The organism is Pseudomonas coronafaciens pv. oryzae str. 1_6 (genome assembly GCF_000156995.2).
Classification (GTDB): Bacteria; Pseudomonadota; Gammaproteobacteria; order Pseudomonadales; family Pseudomonadaceae; genus Aquipseudomonas; species Aquipseudomonas tremae.
Window position 1 is genome coordinate 358,806 of the sequence record NZ_CP046035.1, and the last position, 19,269, is coordinate 378,074.

A 19,269-nucleotide genomic window follows, 5' to 3' on the forward strand; every position below is an offset into this window, starting at 1 on the left:
CCATGACTAGTTTGCATGCCGACGAGGCCTTCCTCGGTCATTATCAGTTGAGTCATGACCCCTTTGCGGCGCGGGTACCTGGCTTCAAATTCTTCCCTGCCCAGCGCAAGCCTGTGTTGGGTCAGCTTCATCATCTGGCGCGCTACAGCCAGTTGCTGCTGGCAGTCACCGGCCCACAGGGCAGCGGCAAGACGCTGTTGCGCCAGGCGTTGGTGGCAAGTACCAACAAGCAATCGGTGCAAAGCGTCGTGGTTTCCGCGCGCGGTGCCGGCGATGCGGCAGGCGTGTTGCAGCAGGTCGCTCAGTCGCTCAGCGTCGCCCAGCCTGAAATGCAGGCGATCCTGTCGCAGGTTGTGCAGCTGGGTCTGACCGGGCAAGAAGTTTACGTGCTGGTTGACGATGCGGAACAACTTGGCGATTCGGCGCTCGAAGCGTTGCTGGGTCTTGCTGCGGGAACCCCTGAAGGGCGCCCGCATGTATTCCTGTTCGGAGAGCCATCGCTGCTCGATCGTCTCGATCAGATGTGTGCCGACCTGCAGGGCGATGTAGAAGGCGAGCGCTTTCACGTCATCGAGCTGCAACCCTATACGGAAGAGGAAACCCGGGAGTATCTGGCTCAACGTCTGGAGGGTGCAGGGCAAGGAATCTCGTTGTTCACTGCCGACCAGATCACCGATATTCATGAACAATCCGATGGCTGGCCTGGGGCGATCAACCAGGTGGCCCGCGATTCAATGATCGAGGCGATGATCGCGAGTCGTTCCGCGGTCAAGCGTCCAAGTGTGGGGTTCAAAATGCCGAAAAAACACGTATTGGCCTTGGGTGCCGTTGTCATCGTGGCCGTGGCAGCAGCAGTGCTGATCCCGGGTCGTGGCAACAAGACAGGCACTACCGCCGATGCTCCAGCGTCTGCCCAGGCACAATTGCCGCTGGGCGAAGGCAAGCCGACTGCTCAGCAATCGAATAACGGTGGCCCTGCCATTGAGTTCGCGGGCAATTCCCAACCGATGCCGTTGCCCATGAATGGCAATTCGCAGCCGGTGATGCGCGGCCCGCTGGCTGAAGCCGCCGGCTCCAGCGATGCCGACGAAGACGCAGTGCCTACCGGGTCGCCTGCTCAGCCTCCAACCGTGACCACCACTGCACCGCCAGCCGGTGTACCTGCAGGTCAGGCGGCGGCCCAAACGCCGCGTTCGTCGATTCCTGCACCTACCCCGGCAGCTCCGGCGCCAGCCCCAGCCGCCAAGCCTGCTCCGGCTCAGGTCGCGACGGCCAAGCCGGCCCCGGCTGCCAAGCCTGCCGAAAAACCAGCGGCAGCTGCCAAACCGACGACCGGTGGTAGCTGGTACAGCAGCCAGGCACCTGGCCATTACGTGGTGCAGATCCTCGGCACCAGCTCTGAAGCAACTGCCCAGGCCTACATCGCGGAACAGGGCGGCGAGTACCGTTACTTCAAGAAAACCCTGCAGGGCAAGCCGCTTTACGTCGTCACGTATGGCAACTTTCCTGACCGTGCTGCCGCCCTGGCAGCCATCAAGGTATTGCCAGCGAAGGTTCAGGCTGGTAAACCTTGGCCTCGTACTGTCGCCAGCGTCCAACAAGAGCTCGGCGCCAGTCGCTGAAGTCGCAGCGGCTCTATCCGGGCCGCTCACCAAGCAAACCTGACTTAACCCGCTCCAGTGCGCCACTTTATTGGCGTGCTGCTTGCGGTGTCTGCGTTACAAGCGCTCTACAGTCTCCCGTCGCGTCAGTCAGATTCATGAACAAATGCTTTGACTAGCACAGCGACCCGTTTTAAAACTTTCATAATTGCGACATTGATTATCAGCCAGTCGTCGCTAAATTTGTTAGCCCTTGTGTCGCTGTGTACAATGACCTCCGTTTTGCCTGTCCGAAGCCGGCGTACGTTCGGCGTGTCAGGTAATTGGTTGAATTAAAAGGAAATTTGCCTCGTAAAGAGGCAGCCTGGTGAGAAAGTGTCTATGAAAGCAGGTCTGTACCAACCAGATGAATTCAAGGATAACTGCGGCTTCGGCCTGATCGCTCATATGCAGGGCGAGCCCAGTCATCACCTGTTGCAGACGGCCGTTCAGGCCCTGACCTGCATGACCCACCGTGGCGGTATCAATGCCGACGGCAAGACCGGCGACGGTTGCGGTCTGTTGATTCAGAAGCCCGATGGCTTCCTGCGCGCAATGGCCAAAGAACACTTTGGCGCCGATCTGCCCCGCCAATACGCTGTGGGCATGGTGTTCCTCAATCAGGACGACACCAAAGCCGAGGCCGCGCGCGAAAACATGAACCGCGAGATCCTGGCCGAAGGCCTGGAGCTGGTGGGCTGGCGTCAGGTACCGATTGATACCAGCGTGCTGGGTCAGCTGGCGCTGGAACGTCTGCCGAAAATCGAGCAGGTCTATATCGGTGGTGAAGGCCTGAGCGATCAGGAATTCGCAATCAAGCTGTTCAGCGCGCGTCGTCGTTCATCGGTGTCCAACGCCGCAGACACCGACCACTACATCTGCAGCTTTTCGCACAAGACCATCATTTATAAAGGCCTGATGATGCCGGCCGATCTCACGGCCTTCTTCCCGGACCTTAGCGACGAGCGTCTGCAAACCGCGATCTGCGTGTTTCACCAGCGCTTTTCGACCAACACCCTGCCGAAATGGCCGCTCGCCCAGCCTTTCCGCTTTCTGGCCCACAATGGCGAGATCAACACCATCACCGGCAACCGCAACTGGGCACAGGCGCGTCGCACCAAGTTCACCAATGACCTGATGGAGCTGGACGAACTCGGCCCGCTGGTCAATCGCGTGGGCTCCGACTCGTCGAGCATGGACAACATGCTCGAGCTGATGGTTACCGGTGGTATCGACCTGTTCCGTGGCGTGCGCATGATCATTCCGCCTGCGTGGCAGAACGTCGAGACCATGGACCCGGATCTACGCGCCTTCTATGAATACAACTCCATGCACATGGAGCCGTGGGACGGCCCGGCCGGCATTGTGATGACCGAAGGTCGTCATGCGGTATGCCTGCTCGACCGCAATGGCCTGCGCCCGGCGCGCTGGGTCACGACCAAGAATGGCTACATCACCCTCGCGTCGGAAATCGGAGTGTGGGACTACAAGCCCGAAGACGTCATCGCCAAGGGCCGTGTCGGTCCGGGGCAGATCTTCGCCGTGGACACCGAAACCGGGCAGATCCTCGACACCGATGCCATCGACAACCGCCTCAAGTCGCGTCATCCGTACAAGCAATGGCTGCGCAAGAATGCGCTGCGCATTCAGGCCACCATGGAAGACAACGACCACGGTTCGGCTTTCTACGACAGCGAGCAGCTCAAGCAGTACATGAAGATGTATCAGGTCACGTTCGAAGAGCGTGATCAGGTGCTGCGCCCATTGGGTGAGCAGGGCCAGGAAGCCGTGGGCTCGATGGGCGATGACACGCCGATGGCAGTATTGTCGCGCCGTGTGCGCTCGCCTTACGACTACTTCCGCCAGCAGTTCGCGCAGGTCACCAACCCGCCGATCGACCCGCTGCGTGAAGCCATCGTCATGTCGCTGGAGATCTGCCTCGGTGCCGAGCGCAACATATTCCAGGAGTCGCCAGAGCATGCTTCGCGCGTGATCCTCAGCTCGCCGGTCATTTCGCCGGCCAAATGGCGTTCGCTGATGAACCTCGAGCGTCCGGGTTTCGAGCGCCACATCATCGACCTGAACTACGACGAAAGCCTGGGCCTTGAAGCCGCTGTGCGCAACGTAGCCGATCAGGCCGAAGAAGCGGTGCGTTCCGGGCACACCCTGATTGTGCTGAGCGACCGCCACATTGCGCCGGGCAAACTGCCGGTTCACGCTTCGCTGGCAGTCGGCGCTGTTCACCATCGCCTGACTGAACAGGGCCTGCGTTGTGACAGCAACATTCTGGTCGAAACCGCCACGGCGCGTGACCCGCATCACTTCGCTGTGCTGATCGGTTTCGGTGCTTCGGCGGTCTACCCGTTCCTGGCCTACGAAGTGCTGGGCGACCTGATCCGTACCGGCGAAGTGCTGGGCGATCTGTATGAAGTCTTCAAGAACTACCGCAAAGGCATCACCAAGGGCCTGCTCAAGATTCTGTCGAAGATGGGTATCTCGACTGTTGCGTCCTATCGTGGCGCGCAGTTGTTCGAAGCCATCGGCTTGTCCGAGGAAGTCTGCAACACCAGCTTCCGTGGTGTGCCGAGCCGTCTGAAAGGCGCGCGCTTCGTCGACCTCGAAGCCGAACAGAAAGCGCTGGCGGCCGAAGCCTGGAGCCCGCGCAAGCCGATCCAGCAGGGCGGTCTGTTGAAGTTCGTCTACGGTGGCGAATACCACGCCTATAACCCGGACGTGGTGAGTACCCTGCAGGCCGCTGTGCAGCAGGGCGACTACAGCAAGTTCAAGGAATACACCGCGCTGGTGGATCAGCGTCCGGTGTCGATGATCCGTGACTTGCTGCAGGTCAGGACCCTCGACCAGCCGCTGAACATCGACGAAATCGAGCCACTGAGCGAAATCCTCAAGCGCTTCGACTCGGCCGGTATTTCGCTGGGGGCCTTGTCGCCTGAAGCTCACGAAGCATTGGCCGAGGCGATGAACCGGCTGGGCGCACGCTCCAACTCCGGTGAGGGCGGCGAAGACCCTGCGCGCTACGGCACGATCCGCAGCTCCAAGATCAAGCAGATCGCCACTGGCCGCTTTGGTGTCACGCCTGAATACCTGGTCAATGCCGACGTATTGCAAATCAAGGTCGCGCAAGGCGCCAAGCCGGGCGAGGGCGGGCAACTGCCGGGCGGCAAGGTCAATGGCCTGATCGCCAAGTTGCGCTATGCCGTACCGGGCGTGACGCTGATTTCGCCGCCGCCGCACCACGATATCTACTCCATCGAAGACTTGTCGCAGCTGATTTTCGATTTGAAACAGGTCAACCCGGCAGCGCTGGTCTCGGTCAAGCTGGTGGCAGAAGCCGGCGTCGGCACCATTGCCGCAGGCGTGGCCAAGGCCTATGCCGACCTGATCACCATTTCCGGCTACGACGGCGGCACCGGTGCATCGCCGCTGACCTCGATCAAATACGCTGGCGCGCCGTGGGAACTGGGCCTGGCGGAAACCCACCAGACCCTGCGCGGCAACGATCTGCGCGGCAAGGTCCGGGTGCAGACCGACGGTGGCCTGAAAACCGGCCTAGACGTGATCAAAGCGGCGATTCTCGGCGCTGAAAGCTTCGGCTTCGGCACCGCGCCAATGATTGCACTGGGCTGCAAATACCTGCGTATCTGTCACCTGAACAACTGCGCCACCGGCGTTGCGACGCAGAACGAAAAGCTGCGCAAGGACCACTACATCGGCACCGTCGACATGGTGATCAACTTCTTCACTTATGTGGCTGAAGAAACCCGCGAGTGGCTGGCCAAGCTGGGCGTTCGCTCGCTGGAAGAGCTGATCGGTCGTACCGACCTGCTGGACATTCTGCCGGGCGAAACCGAGAAGCAGCAGCATCTGGACCTCACGCCTTTGCTGGGCAGCGATCACATACCGGCTGACAAGCCACAATTCAGCCTGGTTGATCGCAACCCGCCATTCGACAAAGGGCTGCTGGCAGAGAAAATGGTAGAGCTGGCCAAACCGGCCATCGAAGCGCTCAGTGGCGGCGAGTACGAACTGGACATCTGCAACTGCGACCGTTCCATCGGCGCGCGGATTTCTGGCGAAATCGCCCGGCTGCACGGCAATCAGGGCATGAGCAGGGCGCCGATCACGTTCCGCTTCAAAGGCACTGCCGGTCAGAGCTTCGGGGTGTGGAACGCCGGTGGCCTGAACATGTATCTGGAAGGCGATGCCAACGACTATGTCGGTAAAGGCATGACCGCTGGCAAACTGGTGATCGTGCCGCCCAAGGGCAGCCCGTTCAAGACCAACGAGAGCGCGATTATCGGTAACACCTGCCTGTACGGCGCAACCGGCGGCAAGCTGTTTGCTGCGGGCACGGCAGGCGAGCGTTTCGCAGTGCGTAACTCGGGTGCGCACACGGTTGTAGAAGGCACCGGTGACCACTGCTGCGAATACATGACCGGCGGTTTCGTCTGCGTATTGGGCAAGACCGGTTACAACTTCGGTTCCGGCATGACCGGCGGTTTCGCTTATGTGCTCGACCAGGACAACACCTTCGTTGACCTCGTCAACCACGAGCTGGTCGAGATCCAGCGCATCAGCGGCGAGTCGATGGAAGCCTATCGCACTCACCTGCAGAGCGTTCTGAACGAGTATGTGGCGGAGACCGACAGTGAGTGGGGTCGCAATCTGGCAGAAAACCTGGACGACTACCTGCGTCGCTTCTGGCTGGTCAAGCCCAAGGCGGCCAACCTGAAATCGCTGCTCTCCAGTACCCGTGCGAATCCGCAATAAAAGCAGCTGCTAGCGACCTGTTGCAGGCCGCAAGCCAACGGCAGTGCGCGTATTGCCTGCGATCATGATTTTTGCCGCTTCAAGTGCGTAGCTTGAAGCGGCTGTAAAGAGGCTCCAGAGAATGGCTGAACGTCTCAGTAACGACTTCCAGTTCATCGACGTCGGGCGTAAAGACCCGAAGAAGAAACTGCTGCGTCAACGCAAGAAAGAGTTCGTGGAAATCTATGAACCTTTCAAACCTCAGCAGTCCGCCGATCAGGCGCACCGTTGCCTGGGGTGCGGCAATCCTTATTGCGAGTGGAAGTGCCCGGTGCACAACTTCATTCCCAACTGGCTCAAGCTGGTCGCCGAGGGCAATATTCTCGCGGCTGCGGAATTATCTCACCAGACCAACACCCTGCCGGAAGTCTGCGGCCGCGTGTGCCCCCAGGACCGCCTGTGTGAAGGCGCCTGCACGCTGAACGACGGTTTTGGTGCCGTCACCATCGGTTCGGTCGAGAAGTACATCACCGACACCGCATTCGCCATGGGCTGGCGTCCGGACATGTCGCGCGTCGTGCCGACCGGCAAACGTGTGGCCATCATCGGTGCCGGGCCTGCAGGCCTGGGCTGTGCAGACGTGCTGGTGCGCGGTGGCGTGACCCCCGTGGTGTTCGACAAGAACCCGGAAATCGGTGGTCTGCTGACCTTTGGCATCCCAGAGTTCAAGCTTGAAAAATCCGTGCTCAGCCATCGCCGCGAAGTGTTCACCGACATGGGCATCGAGTTTCGACTCAACACCGAAATCGGCAAGGACATCACCATCGATCAGCTGCTCGAAGAATACGATGCAGTGTTCATGGGCATGGGCGCCTACACCTACATGAAAGGCGGTTTTGCCGGTGAAGACCTGCCGGGCGTCCACGATGCACTCGACTTCCTGATCGCCAACGTCAACCGCAACCTGGGCTTTGAAAAGGCGCCGGAAGATTTTGTCGACATGAAGGGCAAGCGGGTTGTGGTACTGGGCGGTGGCGACACGGCGATGGACTGCAACCGTACCTCGATTCGTCAGGGTGCCAAGTCGGTGACCTGCGCCTACCGTCGCGACGAAGAAAACATGCCTGGCTCGCGCAAGGAAGTTAAAAACGCCAAGGAAGAAGGTGTACGCTTCCTCTACAACCGTCAGCCTATCGCCATCGTTGGCAATGGCAAGGTCGAAGGGGTCAAGGTCGTCGAGACGCGTCTTGGCGAGCCCGACGCCCGTGGCCGTCGCAGCCCCGAGCCGATTCCGGGTTCTGAAGAGATCATTCCGGCAGACGCAGTGGTCATCGCTTTCGGCTTCCGCCCAAGCCCGGCCGCGTGGTTCGAACCCTTCACAATCAGCACCGACAGCCAGGGGCGCGTCGTTGCTCCTGAACAGGCGCAGTACAAGCACCAGACCAGCAACCCGAAAATCTTCGCTGGCGGCGATATGGTTCGCGGGTCCGACCTGGTGGTGACTGCGATTTTCGAAGGCCGCAATGCGGCTGAAGGGATCATGGATTATCTGGGCGTCTGAGTGACGATAAGGCTGAGTTGTGACTTCTTGAAATAACTCTGACTCAGTCCTCAAACATGCCGTTCGTTGAGTTTTGCCGCCCTGCCAGGGGCGGCTTTTCGAGGTTTCATCCCCTTCCCTTGATTCCGGTCATGACCTGCTGAAGCAGGTACGACAGCCGATGCGTTACCGCTGGTTTCTGCCCTCTGCTGATGCTTCTGGAAAGCGCTTACTCTCGCGCCCTCATCGGGGGCTCATCGACATACCGACGCTCCCGCCATCCATGTCGCTATAAGGAAATAGCCATGTCGAGAGCAGCACCTGCGGGCAAGCTGGCCCGGTCCTATGATCAACTGGACGCTGGATCACATCGGTTCACGCCCAGCACCCTTGCCATTCGCGAGCATCGTGCTCGCGAGCGTGCGGACCGATTCGTTGATCAGTTCATTGAGCACTTCCCGGAAAAGAATTACTTCCCTGACGGCGATGACGGCGCGCTGTTTGCCTTGCTGGTTCAAATGCCGGAATGGCCTGCTGACCTGATGCTTCGGGTTCAGAGCGAAAACGACGAAGTGCTGGCGCTGTATTTGAAAGGCAACGATAAAAGCGTTGCTCGACAGACCGTCGTATTGACGCAAAGCGCTGACGATACGTATATCGCGCCTGATGGTGTTTCCATCGCCGATGAAGAGCCGCTGTTGCATCTGGTGTTCAGCCAGCTGCCACCCAGTTGTACCTTGGGCGCGGGTGGCAACTTCCCTGGAAGCAACAGTGTGCCCGGCCGAATCGTGACCCTGCGTGAGCAGGTTGCCGGGCTGGCGCGAGCGCAGCGGCCTTTGTTTTTCGACGCCTTTCTGGCTGCTGACTTCGCCTTCAAGAGCCAATCGCTGATCAGGCCGCCCAATCCATTTTTGCCGCTTTGGAAGCGCGGGCAGGCTGAGCGCTCTCCAGTCCTGAGCATACTCAACGCACTGACCCCCGACGTGCCGCTCGGACGTCTTGAAGACCTGCAGGATCATATGAAACTGTCAGAGGAGCAGGAGACTGACTTCCTGGAAAACGGCATTTTGCCGGATGCTTTCGTTGAGGCGATGACTATTTCCTCGAAAGAATGGAGTAGCAGTCTGGCGATTGATGGCCTGTCACGAACACGGTTTTTCAATTCGTATACACATGAACTGGCCTACAAGGTTGCAAGTGAGCTGTTGGCGAGCGAATTGCGGCGTGAACTCGTTATCGTCGAAGTCGACAAGGAGGCATATGTAGCTGCCAGGACGGATGAAACCCAGATTGTATTGCTGCATGACGGCTACGGTAATTATCGCGCACAGGATGCGAGTAATCGCGAGATCACCGAATTCAAAGAGGGCACCGACAGTTTCTATCTGGCAATCAGTTCGCAATTGAAGGATGACGAACGCGCGCTGTTGGGGCTGCAGTTCGAGCAGGATATAAAAGGTTTCCGCAGCCTTTTGACCCGGCAGGCGATTAATGAAAACCAAGGCTGGTTCGATCCCGAGAAACCAACTGAAATCGATACCGGTTTTTTGCCCGAATGGTTTGCGAACGCAACCGACGCCGATAAGCGCAACTGGAAGACGGCGGTACATGATTACAGCATGGCGTTGCTCGAAGCACAGACGCCTGATCTGCTCGACCCTTCCCTGCACGGTCAGCCAGAGCAGCTACGAAAATATGCGCGTGAAAAACTGAAAGAGCGAATCATGCTCGATCACGGTGTAGCGGTGGACCCTGACAAAATCAGTGTCCACACCTACAGTGTCGAAATTGATCCGGACACTGTGGTGGATATCGATTTCGGTTTTGCAGGTCCTTCGGAGCTGGAGCCGCAATACGTGACCGAGTCACGCAGCCTCACTGATCTATCCCTGAAAAACCTTGCTGTCACCAACCTCAATTTCCTTCTCGCAAGCCATGCATTTGACAGTCAGGGGCAACGGCTCAGCTTTTTGAATGCAGGCTATCTGTTCGCAATGATTCGTGATTTGAACATCGGCGAAGACTATTCGAATTTCCTGAGGACCGTCCTCTCGACCTCTGCCTCTGGTCAATGGCACCGGGAGTGTTATGCGCGGGCCATGCAAGCCCAGATGCGTCTGGATGCGATCGAAGCGAAAATGGCTGGTGATTTTCTGGGTGATGGCGGTCTGCCCGAGGAACTGGCCAACAGAGGCTACAAGTGGGTAATGGCGGCACTGAATCACCCGGTCGATAACGACGAGCGGGAGGCAGTGGAGGGGCATCGCATCCAGGTCAGCCAGTTGTCCATCGACGGCATTCCATTGGGCGGGATTCTGGTATTCAGCGTCGAGTCGCGTGCTAGCGTGGTGACGGTAGTCGTTTTTACTCCGCAGGCGCCTGATGGCCTGTGTTTTCGGGAAATAAGCAGCGCTGAGGAGTTTCTGAATCAGGTACTCCTCGAGCCTGCTTTGCTGGACTATCTGGTCAGGAGGGCGCATCTGGCATCCCGAGCTGATATCAGGCGCGCGTTGACGGCCGGTCGGGATGCTCTATCGATGGAGTTGCTGCCGTGTAACGGGAGTTTTCTTGAGGCCATTTATGATTTTGAGGTCGAGCGTGTCATTTCTGCCGTAGACGAACAAACCACAAGCACCTGGGAGACCAACTGGGAGAGTGCCTGGGAAATTGCTAAAACCTTCGGCGACATCGTGCTTGCTTTCGCGCCGTTCAGGGTCAGGTTGCCGATTGCCGCGATCCGAAGCTTTTACGCCATCTGGCAAGGCGTCCAGAAGGCTGGCGGTGATGAGAAAGGTGCCTCGTTGTATTTTGTCCAGGCGGCGCTGTTGCTGGCTGATGGCTTGATTGTTCCGACAAGCCGCCGGGTCAAATCGCCGACAGCAATTGCAGTTGGCCGCGCGGCACTTGATCCGAAGATTGCCGTCTCCAGAGCGCCTCGTGGACTGAACCTGCGTGAAGACGGGATTTACAAAGGTGTCCACGAAAAGGTTCAGGAAGGTGCTGCCAGTCGTTTTTATGCGGTGCAGCAGGGCAAGACCTATGCGGTCAGGTACGACACCGATGTCGCTACCTGGCGAGTGATCGATGCCAGGCGTCCAGATGCGTACTATCAGGTGCCGATCCGCTTCGACGAAAAGGGTAGCTGGGTGCAGGTGTCGGTAGGACTGCGCGGTGGCAAGAAGGGCTCCAAAGCGAAGAAGTCCGACAGTGGCTCGGGAAGTGACACAAGTTCGCCGGACATAAGCACGGGGAAAAAACTGTTCGAACTGGACATGAGTGGATTCTTCGAGAGCAGCGCTTTCAAGAAAGCCCAGAAAAACATCCAGGACGATCTGATACCGGTCGTCAAAAAAGCCGTTGAAAAGTACCGCCTGGAAGGTAAGGGCAGCCTGCATCCATCGAAAGCAGGGCTTTACTCGCTGGACCTGCCCGGCGTTGGCAAAAGTACAGGGCGTGGCGCCTGGCGCTTGATGTTCGAGCCACCAAAAAAAGGGGTTTTGAAAGTCCACAGCATTTTGGACCCTCATTGATGAAGCGGCTGGCCGGTGTTTTTCCGGAGCAGGCGAAGCCGTCATTAAAGGTCAATTATTGCGACAAATCGCTCCAATAGACAAAAGGCACGGCTCTCGCCGTGCCTTTTGCGTCGTGCTCTGAGAAAATGCCGGCACTTTTATTGCGGATGCCGACATGACTGCCCTGAAGAACGACCGTTTCCTTCGCGCTTTGCTCAAGCAACCCGTAGACGTCACGCCGGTATGGATGATGCGTCAGGCTGGGCGTTACCTGCCGGAATACCGCGCCAGTCGTGCCAGTGCCGGGGACTTCATGAGCCTGTGCAAGAACCCGCAGTTCGCCTGTGAAGTCACATTGCAGCCGCTGGATCGCTACCCGCTTGATGCGGCGATTCTGTTCTCCGACATCCTCACCATTCCCGACGCGATGGGCCTGGGTCTGTATTTCGAGACCGGCGAAGGCCCGCGCTTCAAGAAAACCGTCAGTACTCTGGCCGATATCGAAGCCCTGCCGGTCCCGGATGCGCAGAAGGACCTGGGTTATGTGATGGACGCCGTCAGCACTATTCGCCGTGAACTCAACGGTCGTGTGCCGCTGATCGGTTTTGCTGGCAGCCCCTGGACCCTGGCGACCTACATGGTCGAAGGCGGTTCGTCGAAGGACTTCCGCAAATCCAAGGCCATGCTCTACGACAACCCGCAGGCAATGCACCTGCTGCTGGACAAACTGGCGCAGTCGGTGACCTCGTACCTGAACGGCCAGATCATGGCCGGTGCCCAGGCCGTGCAGATTTTCGACAGTTGGGGCGGCAGCCTGTCATCAGCGGCTTATCAAGAGTTTTCGCTGGCCTACATGCGCAAGATCGTCAACGGCCTGATTCGCGAACATGACGGGCGCAAGGTGCCAGTCATCGTCTTCACCAAAGGCGGTGGGCTGTGGCTGGAAAGCATCGCCGACATTGGTGCAGACACCCTTGGCCTGGACTGGACCTGCGACATCGGCGAAGCACGGCAGCGTGTCGGCAACAAGGTTTCGCTGCAAGGCAACATGGACCCGACGGTGCTCTACGCCCGCCCTGAAGCCATCCGCAAGGAAGTCGCGCGCATCCTCGCCAGCTACGGCAGCGGCACGGGCCACGTCTTCAACCTCGGCCACGGCATCACCCCGGAAGTCGACCCGGCCAACGCTGGCGCGTTCATCGAAGCGGTACACGAGTTGTCGGCGCAGTATCACCAGTAACCGCGTGTTGCCGATGTGTCTATACATCAAGACACATCGATCCTCTTCAGCGCCGACGATCAAGTCGGCGTTTTTGCATCCGCGAAGCCATCCACCAATGAACCATTGCGCGGCAGGAACCTGCCTTGTCGCTGCCCTTGCGGTTTGCCGTCGGCATAGCTCAACCGGCCGTTTACCCAGACGCCGTCAATGCCTTGTGCCGCTCGCTGAGGGTCTTTGAAATCCGCGATGTCGCGCACGGTTTGCGGGTTGAACAACACCAGATCCGCCCAATAACCCTCCCGGATCAAGCCACGCTCGTGCAAGGCAAAGCGCGCCGCCGAAAGACCGGTCATTTTGTGTACGGCGGTGTGCAGCGCAAACAGGCCTTTGTCCCGGCTGAAATGGCCGAGCACGCGCGGGAACGCGCCCCATAGGCGAGGATGTGGAAACGGGTCTTCTGGAAGGCCGTCGGAGCCGATCATCGACAGCGGATGAGACAGAATGCGTTCGACGTCCCCCTCATCCATTCCGTAATAAACCGCCCCTGCAGGCTGTAACTTGCGCGCGGTGTCCATCAATGACAGCCCCCAGTCGGCGGCAATGTCCTGCAGGTCCCGACCGCCTTGGTCCGGGTGCGGCGTTGACCAGGTAATGGTGATACGGAAAGCATCGGTGACCTGTTTGAGGTCCAGCGTCGAGGAACTGGCCGCATAGGGATAACAGTCGCAGCCAACCGGATGGTTCTCTGCGGCTTTTTCCAGCGCAGCCAGCAATTGCGGGCTGCGGCCCCAGTTACCTGCGCCAGCGCATTTCATGTGGGAAATGACCACTGGCGAGCGTGCATGGCGGCCTATATCGAACGCCTCGGCCATCGCTTCCAGCACCGGCTCGAATTCGCTGCGCAAATGCGTGGTGTAAACAGCGCCAAAGGCTGTCAGCTCTTCAGCCAGCTGTTTGACTTCACTGGTTTCGGCAGCAAAGGCCGAAGCGTAGGCAAGGCCGGTCGACAAACCCAACGCGCCTTCTTCCAGGCTGTCACGCAACTGTTTGCGCATCGCGGTGATTTCTTCCGCGCTGGCGCTGCGCAACAAGTCGTCCATGTGATTGCTGCGCAATGCCGTATGGCCAATCAGCGCAGCTACGTTGACGGCAGGCCGTGCGTTGTCCACAGCTGCGCGGTAATCGGCGAAACGCGGGTAGACAAAGGCACGCGCGTTGCCCAACAAGTTCATCGGGTCGGGCGGATCACCGCGTAGCGAGACAGGTGATGCGCTGATTCCGCAGTTGCCTACGATAACCGTCGTCACGCCCTGACTGATCTTGGGCAGCATGTCCGGTTTGCGAATGACCACCGTGTCGTCATGGGTGTGGACATCGATAAAACCGGGGGCCAGCACACGACCCGCAGCATGGACTTCTTCGCGCGCGCTGGCACCGTTCAGGTTGCCGATGCGCTGGATGCGTCCATCGCTGATTGCCACATCGGCGCGCATGCCGGGCGTGTCACTGCCGTCGATGACCAGCACGTCGCGAATGATCAGGTCATAAAGCATGGTTCAGTCTCCCAGCGGCAAGCCGTCTTCGCCGCCTCGGTATTCATCCAGTGCAAGCTTGATCCGGCGCAGCCGCTCCTGATTTTCTTCAGGGCTCAGCAACGCCAGTTCAGTGGCGAGCACATCGATTGTCAGCAGCATGCCGTAGCGCGCTGCGGTGGGTTTATAGATGAAATTGGTTTCGGCAATCTGCAGCGGCAATACTACCTCTGCCAGTTGCGCCAAGGGCGAGTTAGGCAAGGTGATGGCCAGCACGCGTGCGCCATAGCTGCGCGCCAGGCTAACCGCGTCGAGCAGCTCTGGCGTGCGGCCGCTGAGCGAACAGACAATCAAGCTGTGCTGCGGACCAAGCGTGGCGGCTATCATGCGCATCATTACCGGGTCGCGGCAGGCAGCCACCGGGTAGCCCAGACGCACCAGCCGGGTTTGCAGTTCTTCGCTGCACAGGCTTGAGCAGCCGCCCACGCCGAACGTATGAATCATCCGCGCATCGGCGACACACGCTACCGCTGCCGCAAAGCGCGATGCATCAAACCCGGCGAGGTGCCGACGCAGTGTGTCTTCAATGTCGCCGACAATCTGAGTGAAAAAAGCCGACTGCTCCGGAGCCTGTTCCGGGTGCAGAAAGCGGCTGCCAACGCCGCTGGCCTGGGCGAGTTGCAGACGCAGGTCGCGCAGGTCACGGCAACCAATGCTGCGGGCGAAGCGCGACAGCGTGGCGCTGCTGACTTCGGCGCGGCTGGCCAGCTCATCCAGGCTGGCACTTGCAGCAAAGGCGATATCGCTGAGCACCAGCTTGGCGATCCGGCTTTCACCCGCGCTGAGTGAATCCTGGCGGGCACGTATCTGGTACAGAATGTCCACTCAGAGCACCTGTGCCAGGCCCAGGGTAAAGGCAAAGGCGATGATGGAAATCAGCGTCTCCAGTACCGTCCAGGTCTTGAATGTTTGCGCTACGGTCATGTTGAAGTACTCTTTGATAAGCCAGAAACCGCCGTCGTTGACGTGGGAAAAGATCACCGAGCCTGCGCCCGTCGCCAGCACCAGCAACTCGGGATGTGGGTAACCCAGGCCCATTGCCACAGGCGCAACGATCCCCGATGCGGTGGTCATCGCCACCGTCGCCGAGCCCGTCGCCACACGCATTAGTGCCGCGAACAACCAGCCCATCAGCAAGGGCGACAGATGGAAGTCCTGCGCCAGGCCAACGATCTGATGAGTCACACCGCTGTCGACCAGAATACGGTTCAAACCGCCACCTGCGCCGACCAGTAAGGTGATACTGGCGGTAGGCGCCAGGCACTCATTGGTGAACTTCAGGATCGAGTCACGGTTGAAACCCTGAGCGATGCCCAGCGTCCAGAAACTCAGCAGAGTGGCCAGCAGCAGTGCGATCACCGAGTTGCCGATGAACAGCAGAAAACCATTGAAGGCGCTGCCCGGCGTGCTGATCAGGTTGGCCCAACCGCCCAGTAACATCAGCAGCACTGGCAGCAGGATGGTCGTCATGGTCAGGCCGAAGCTGGGCAGTTTTGCCCGAGGTTCGCGGTCGAGGAATTGCTTCGCCATCGGGTTTTCAGTCGGCAAATGAATGCGCGGCACAATGAATCTGGCGTATACCGGGCCTGCGATGATGGCGGTGGGTATGCCGATCAGAATGGCATAGAACAGCGTCTGCCCGACCGAGGCCTGATAAGCCTGAACGGCCAGCATCGCTGCGGGGTGGGGCGGCACGAGTGCGTGTACGACCGACAGACCGGCGACCATCGGCAGGCCGACCATCAGAATCGACACCCCGACGCGGCGGGCTACGGTGAAGGCGATGGGCACCAGCAACACAAAACCGACTTCGAAAAATAGCGGCAGGCCCACCAGGAAAGCGATGCAGACCATGGCCCAATGCGCATTGCGTTCACCAAAGCGGTCAATCAGGGTGCGAGCCACCTGCTCGGCACCGCCGGATTCGGCCATCATCTTGCCCAGCATGGTACCCAGCGCCACGACCAGCGCGATATGCCCCAGCGTTTTGCCGACCCCCGCTTCATAAGAGGCGACCACGCCACTGGCCGGCATCCCGGCAACCAGCGCCAGACCGACTGAAACAAGAGTAATTACGATAAAAGGGTTAAGGCGATAACGCGCGATCAGCACGATCAAGGCAATGATTGCGACAGCAGCGTAGACCAACAGCGAAATACCGGGTGACGGCGACATAGCAGCGGTTCCTTGCAAAGTAGGTAGGCGAGGGCGCAACAGCAACGGCGGAAACCGTCAGCCAGGAGGCAGCCCGGGAGTACTCGGCAGGGATGACGCTGGTAAAGAATACAGGCAGGTTTCAGGGCGATCACAGGTATTCATTATTGTTATCTCTGTTTTCGTGATGAAAATAAATTACACGAAAACTGGATATAAAAAAATATGTGAAAATAATTTTCTTATTCGATGTTTCCAGTAACAGCCCCAAGGGCTTACATCGCGTCTTTCCTGGCCATGGTTTCCAGGATGGTTTGTCAACGGCCAATAGTTTTCATCAAGGGCTATCTCTCTGCCGCAATGGCAACATGAGAAGTCTGCTTTTGTGGTGGGCTGTCAAACAGGTCGTTAGACCTTGGCACCCAGCGGTTGCAGCCGCGCCAGCCTCAACGCAACCCCCAGCGCTATCAACAGCAGTACGCCGATAAATAGCCCGATACCGTTCCACCCCGCGTAGTGCCAGAACACTCCGCCGCCGGTTCCGGCCACGCTGGAGCCGGCGTAGTAGCAGAACAGGTAGAGTGAAGCGGCCTGGCCTCTGGCCGTGGTGGCCCTGCGGCCCACCCAGCTGCTGGCCACCGAGTGCGCGCCGAAAAAGCCGAAGGTGAAGATCAGCACGCCGATTATTACCAAGGGCAGTGGTGTGAACAGAGTCAATAACAGGCCCGCCAGCATCATCACGATTACGGCCCACAGCACTTGTCGGCGGCCCAGTCGGTCGGCCAGTGAGCCAATCTTCGCCGAGCTGTAGATGCCCGACAGATACACCACGGAAAATACCCCGACCACGGCCTGGCTCAGGTTGTAGGGTGCGCTCAGAAAGCGGTATGCGATGTAGTTGAACAGCGTGACGAAGGCGCCCATCAGCAGAAAGCCGATCAGAAACAGCAGCGGCAACCCAGCGTCTCTAAACTGCACCACAAAGCCGTCCAGCAGGCTGCGCGGGTGCAACGAACGGGGGCGGAAATTGCGCGATTCCGGGAGGATTTTCCAGAACACCACCGCTGCGATCAGGGCCAGCCCGCCGACCACCAGCATCGCTGCATGCCAGCTCACGTAGTCAATCAGGACGCCGACGATCAATCGACCGCTCATGCCGCCGACTGCGCTGCCGCCGATGTACAGTCCCATCGCCAGGCCCAGATGCGTGGGGTGTATTTCCTCGCTCAGGTAGGTCATCGCTACGGCCGCGAGACCGCTCAGCGACAGACCGACCAATGCGCGGGTCACAAGAACACCTTCCCAGCTTGGCATCAACGCACTGGCGATGGTGAACAGCGATGCGCAGAACAGCGCCATGACCATCACCGACTTGCGCCCGAGCCGGTCGGATATCGGCCCGGTAATCAGCAGGCCGATCGCGAGCATTGCCGTGGCAACCGAAAGGATCAGACTGCTCTGAGCGGCTGATAACGAGAACTCGCCGGACAGCGTCGGCATCATCGGCTGGACGCAATACAACAGGGTGAAGGTAGAAAATCCGCCAGCGAACAGCGCCAGTGCAGTGCGTTTGAAAAGCGGCGTGTTCTTTTCGATGTAGGTGTCGCCAGACGTTTCAGCGGATGTGTTCTGGGCTGTTACGGGCGGGGCCACGGCAGGATTCAAGGGGGACCTCTGGGCACTATTGGACGGACAATGAAAAAATCATATAGCTAGCTAATCATTCCATCCAATATATTGTTCGACCTGTTTGATAGGTAAAACGACTTAATGGGGGTCGCATGGAATTGCGCCATCTGCGTTACTTCATCGCGGTTGCCGAAGAGCTGCATTTCGGCCGTGCAGCGCAGGCGCTGGGGATCTCTCAACCGCCGCTCAGTCAGCAGATCCAGACGCTGGAGCAAGAGCTCGGCACGCGGCTGTTCGACCGCACCAACCGCCGTGTTGAATTAAGTGAATCCGGGCGGCTGTTTCTTGAAGAGGCACGTCTGGTATTGGCTCAGGTCGACAAGGCCACCGATGTGGCGCGACGTGCGCAACTGGGGGAAATCGGTGAGCTGAAGATCGGCTTTACGTCCTCGGCGCCGTTTACTTCCAGCATTCCACAGGCAATCTTTGCGTTTCGTCAGGCCTACCCCGACGTACACCTTACCCTGACCGAAATCACCAGCCAGGAAGTGGCCGCAGGTCTTGAGGACAAGACCATTCAGGTCGGCATCATGCGCCCACTTGAATTGCCTGACTCACTGGTGGTGTTCGAATTGCTGAACGAGCCGCTGGTGGCGATCATGCGCGCGGACCATCCGCTGGCTGCGAGTACCGAGGACGGGATCTACATGGCGGCTCTGGCTGCCGAGCCGTTCGTGTTCTTCCCGCGCACCTATGGCAGTGGCATCTACGCGCAGGTGCTGAGCCTGGCGCGCGCCGCGGGTTTCAGCCCGCTTATCACTCAGGAGGCGGGGGAAGTCATGACCATCATTGGTCTGGTCGCAGCCGGATTGGGTGTGACGGTGCTGCCTGCATCCTATCGGCGGATGCGCATTGACGGCGTGGTCTACCGCAACGTCCTCGACCCTGGCGCAACCAGCGCGGTATGGCTGGTACAGCGCAAGGACGAACAATCACCGATGGCCAAGGCATTTACCGACCTGCTGACGCGCAACGTAGCCTGAGGAAGAACACCTATCGCTCCTCACGCTCTGCGTCACAAAACTGTGCGCTCCCGCAGACTCAAGATCGGGTGCATGGCGTCCAGAACTTCGTCCTGCGCGGAGCGTAGACCTGTTCGAAGGCCCCTTTGCAGCCCATCGTAGCGGTCTTAATCTCCTGAAACTCTCACGCC

At 59.1% G+C, this 19,269-nt stretch carries 10 protein-coding genes; 6 read left to right on the forward strand and 4 right to left on the reverse strand.

Going from position 1 to position 19,269, the window contains the following annotated elements:
• Window positions 1-2: 2 nt before the first annotated feature.
• The 5 genes from POR16_RS01735 to hemE all read left to right on the forward strand — a co-directional run bounded on the left by POR16_RS01735 (window position 3) and on the right by hemE (window position 12,699).
• On the forward strand, window positions 3-1,622 hold the full coding sequence (locus tag POR16_RS01735) for an SPOR domain-containing protein (RefSeq protein ID WP_005888218.1): 1,620 nt from the start codon (window positions 3-5) through the stop codon (window positions 1,620-1,622).
• 360 nt (window positions 1,623-1,982) lie between these two features.
• Complete coding sequence (gene gltB, locus POR16_RS01740) at window positions 1,983-6,428, forward strand: glutamate synthase large subunit (RefSeq protein ID WP_054997513.1); 4,446 nt, start codon at window positions 1,983-1,985, stop codon at window positions 6,426-6,428.
• A 121-nt stretch (window positions 6,429-6,549) separates the two neighbouring features.
• Complete coding sequence (locus tag POR16_RS01745) at window positions 6,550-7,968, forward strand: FAD-dependent oxidoreductase (RefSeq protein WP_005888224.1); 1,419 nt, start codon at window positions 6,550-6,552, stop codon at window positions 7,966-7,968.
• 284 nt (window positions 7,969-8,252) lie between these two features.
• Window positions 8,253-11,477: a dermonecrotic toxin domain-containing protein gene (locus POR16_RS01750; RefSeq protein WP_005888226.1), complete on the forward strand. Its 3,225-nt coding sequence runs from the start codon at window positions 8,253-8,255 to the stop codon at window positions 11,475-11,477.
• 157 nt (window positions 11,478-11,634) lie between these two features.
• Complete coding sequence (hemE, locus tag POR16_RS01755) at window positions 11,635-12,699, forward strand: uroporphyrinogen decarboxylase (protein WP_005888228.1); 1,065 nt, start codon at window positions 11,635-11,637, stop codon at window positions 12,697-12,699.
• 59 nt (window positions 12,700-12,758) lie between these two features.
• Here the strand turns inward: hemE and POR16_RS01760 are convergent, their stop codons facing one another.
• The 4 genes from POR16_RS01760 to POR16_RS01775 all read right to left on the reverse strand — a co-directional run bounded on the left by POR16_RS01760 (window position 12,759) and on the right by POR16_RS01775 (window position 18,092).
• Window positions 12,759-14,234: an N-acyl-D-amino-acid deacylase family protein gene (locus POR16_RS01760; RefSeq protein WP_005888229.1), complete on the reverse strand. Its 1,476-nt coding sequence runs from the start codon at window positions 14,232-14,234 to the stop codon at window positions 12,759-12,761.
• Window positions 14,235-14,237: 3 nt separating this feature from the next.
• Window positions 14,238-15,098 (reverse strand): MurR/RpiR family transcriptional regulator, encoded by an 861-nt coding sequence (locus POR16_RS01765; RefSeq protein ID WP_005888231.1) that lies wholly within the window; start codon window positions 15,096-15,098, stop codon window positions 14,238-14,240.
• On the reverse strand, window positions 15,099-16,448 hold the full coding sequence (locus POR16_RS01770) for a GntT/GntP/DsdX family permease (RefSeq protein ID WP_053479842.1): 1,350 nt from the start codon (window positions 16,446-16,448) through the stop codon (window positions 15,099-15,101).
• Window positions 16,449-16,835: 387 nt separating this feature from the next.
• Window positions 16,836-18,092 (reverse strand): MFS transporter, encoded by a 1,257-nt coding sequence (locus POR16_RS01775; protein WP_005888235.1) that lies wholly within the window; start codon window positions 18,090-18,092, stop codon window positions 16,836-16,838.
• 116 nt (window positions 18,093-18,208) lie between these two features.
• Between POR16_RS01775 and POR16_RS01780 the strand changes: the two genes are divergently transcribed.
• A complete protein-coding gene (locus POR16_RS01780) occupies window positions 18,209-19,099 on the forward strand; it encodes a LysR family transcriptional regulator (protein WP_005888237.1) in 891 nt (296 codons plus the stop codon).
• Window positions 19,100-19,269 lie beyond the last annotated feature (170 nt).

Bases quoted from the DNA above. Each gene is read 5' to 3' on its own strand.
- gltB (WP_054997513.1), top strand. From the start codon at position 1,983: ATGAAAGCAGGTCTGTACCAACCAGATGAATTCAAGGATAACTGCGGC.
- POR16_RS01770 (WP_053479842.1), bottom strand. From the start codon at position 16,448: ATGTCGCCGTCACCCGGTATTTCGCTGTTGGTCTACGCTGCTGTCGCA.
- hemE (WP_005888228.1), top strand. From the start codon at position 11,635: ATGACTGCCCTGAAGAACGACCGTTTCCTTCGCGCTTTGCTCAAGCAA.
- POR16_RS01745 (WP_005888224.1), top strand. From the start codon at position 6,550: ATGGCTGAACGTCTCAGTAACGACTTCCAGTTCATCGACGTCGGGCGT.
- POR16_RS01760 (WP_005888229.1), bottom strand. From the start codon at position 14,234: ATGCTTTATGACCTGATCATTCGCGACGTGCTGGTCATCGACGGCAGT.
- POR16_RS01780 (WP_005888237.1), top strand. From the start codon at position 18,209: ATGGAATTGCGCCATCTGCGTTACTTCATCGCGGTTGCCGAAGAGCTG.
- POR16_RS01735 (WP_005888218.1), top strand. From the start codon at position 3: ATGACTAGTTTGCATGCCGACGAGGCCTTCCTCGGTCATTATCAGTTG.
- POR16_RS01750 (WP_005888226.1), top strand. From the start codon at position 8,253: ATGTCGAGAGCAGCACCTGCGGGCAAGCTGGCCCGGTCCTATGATCAA.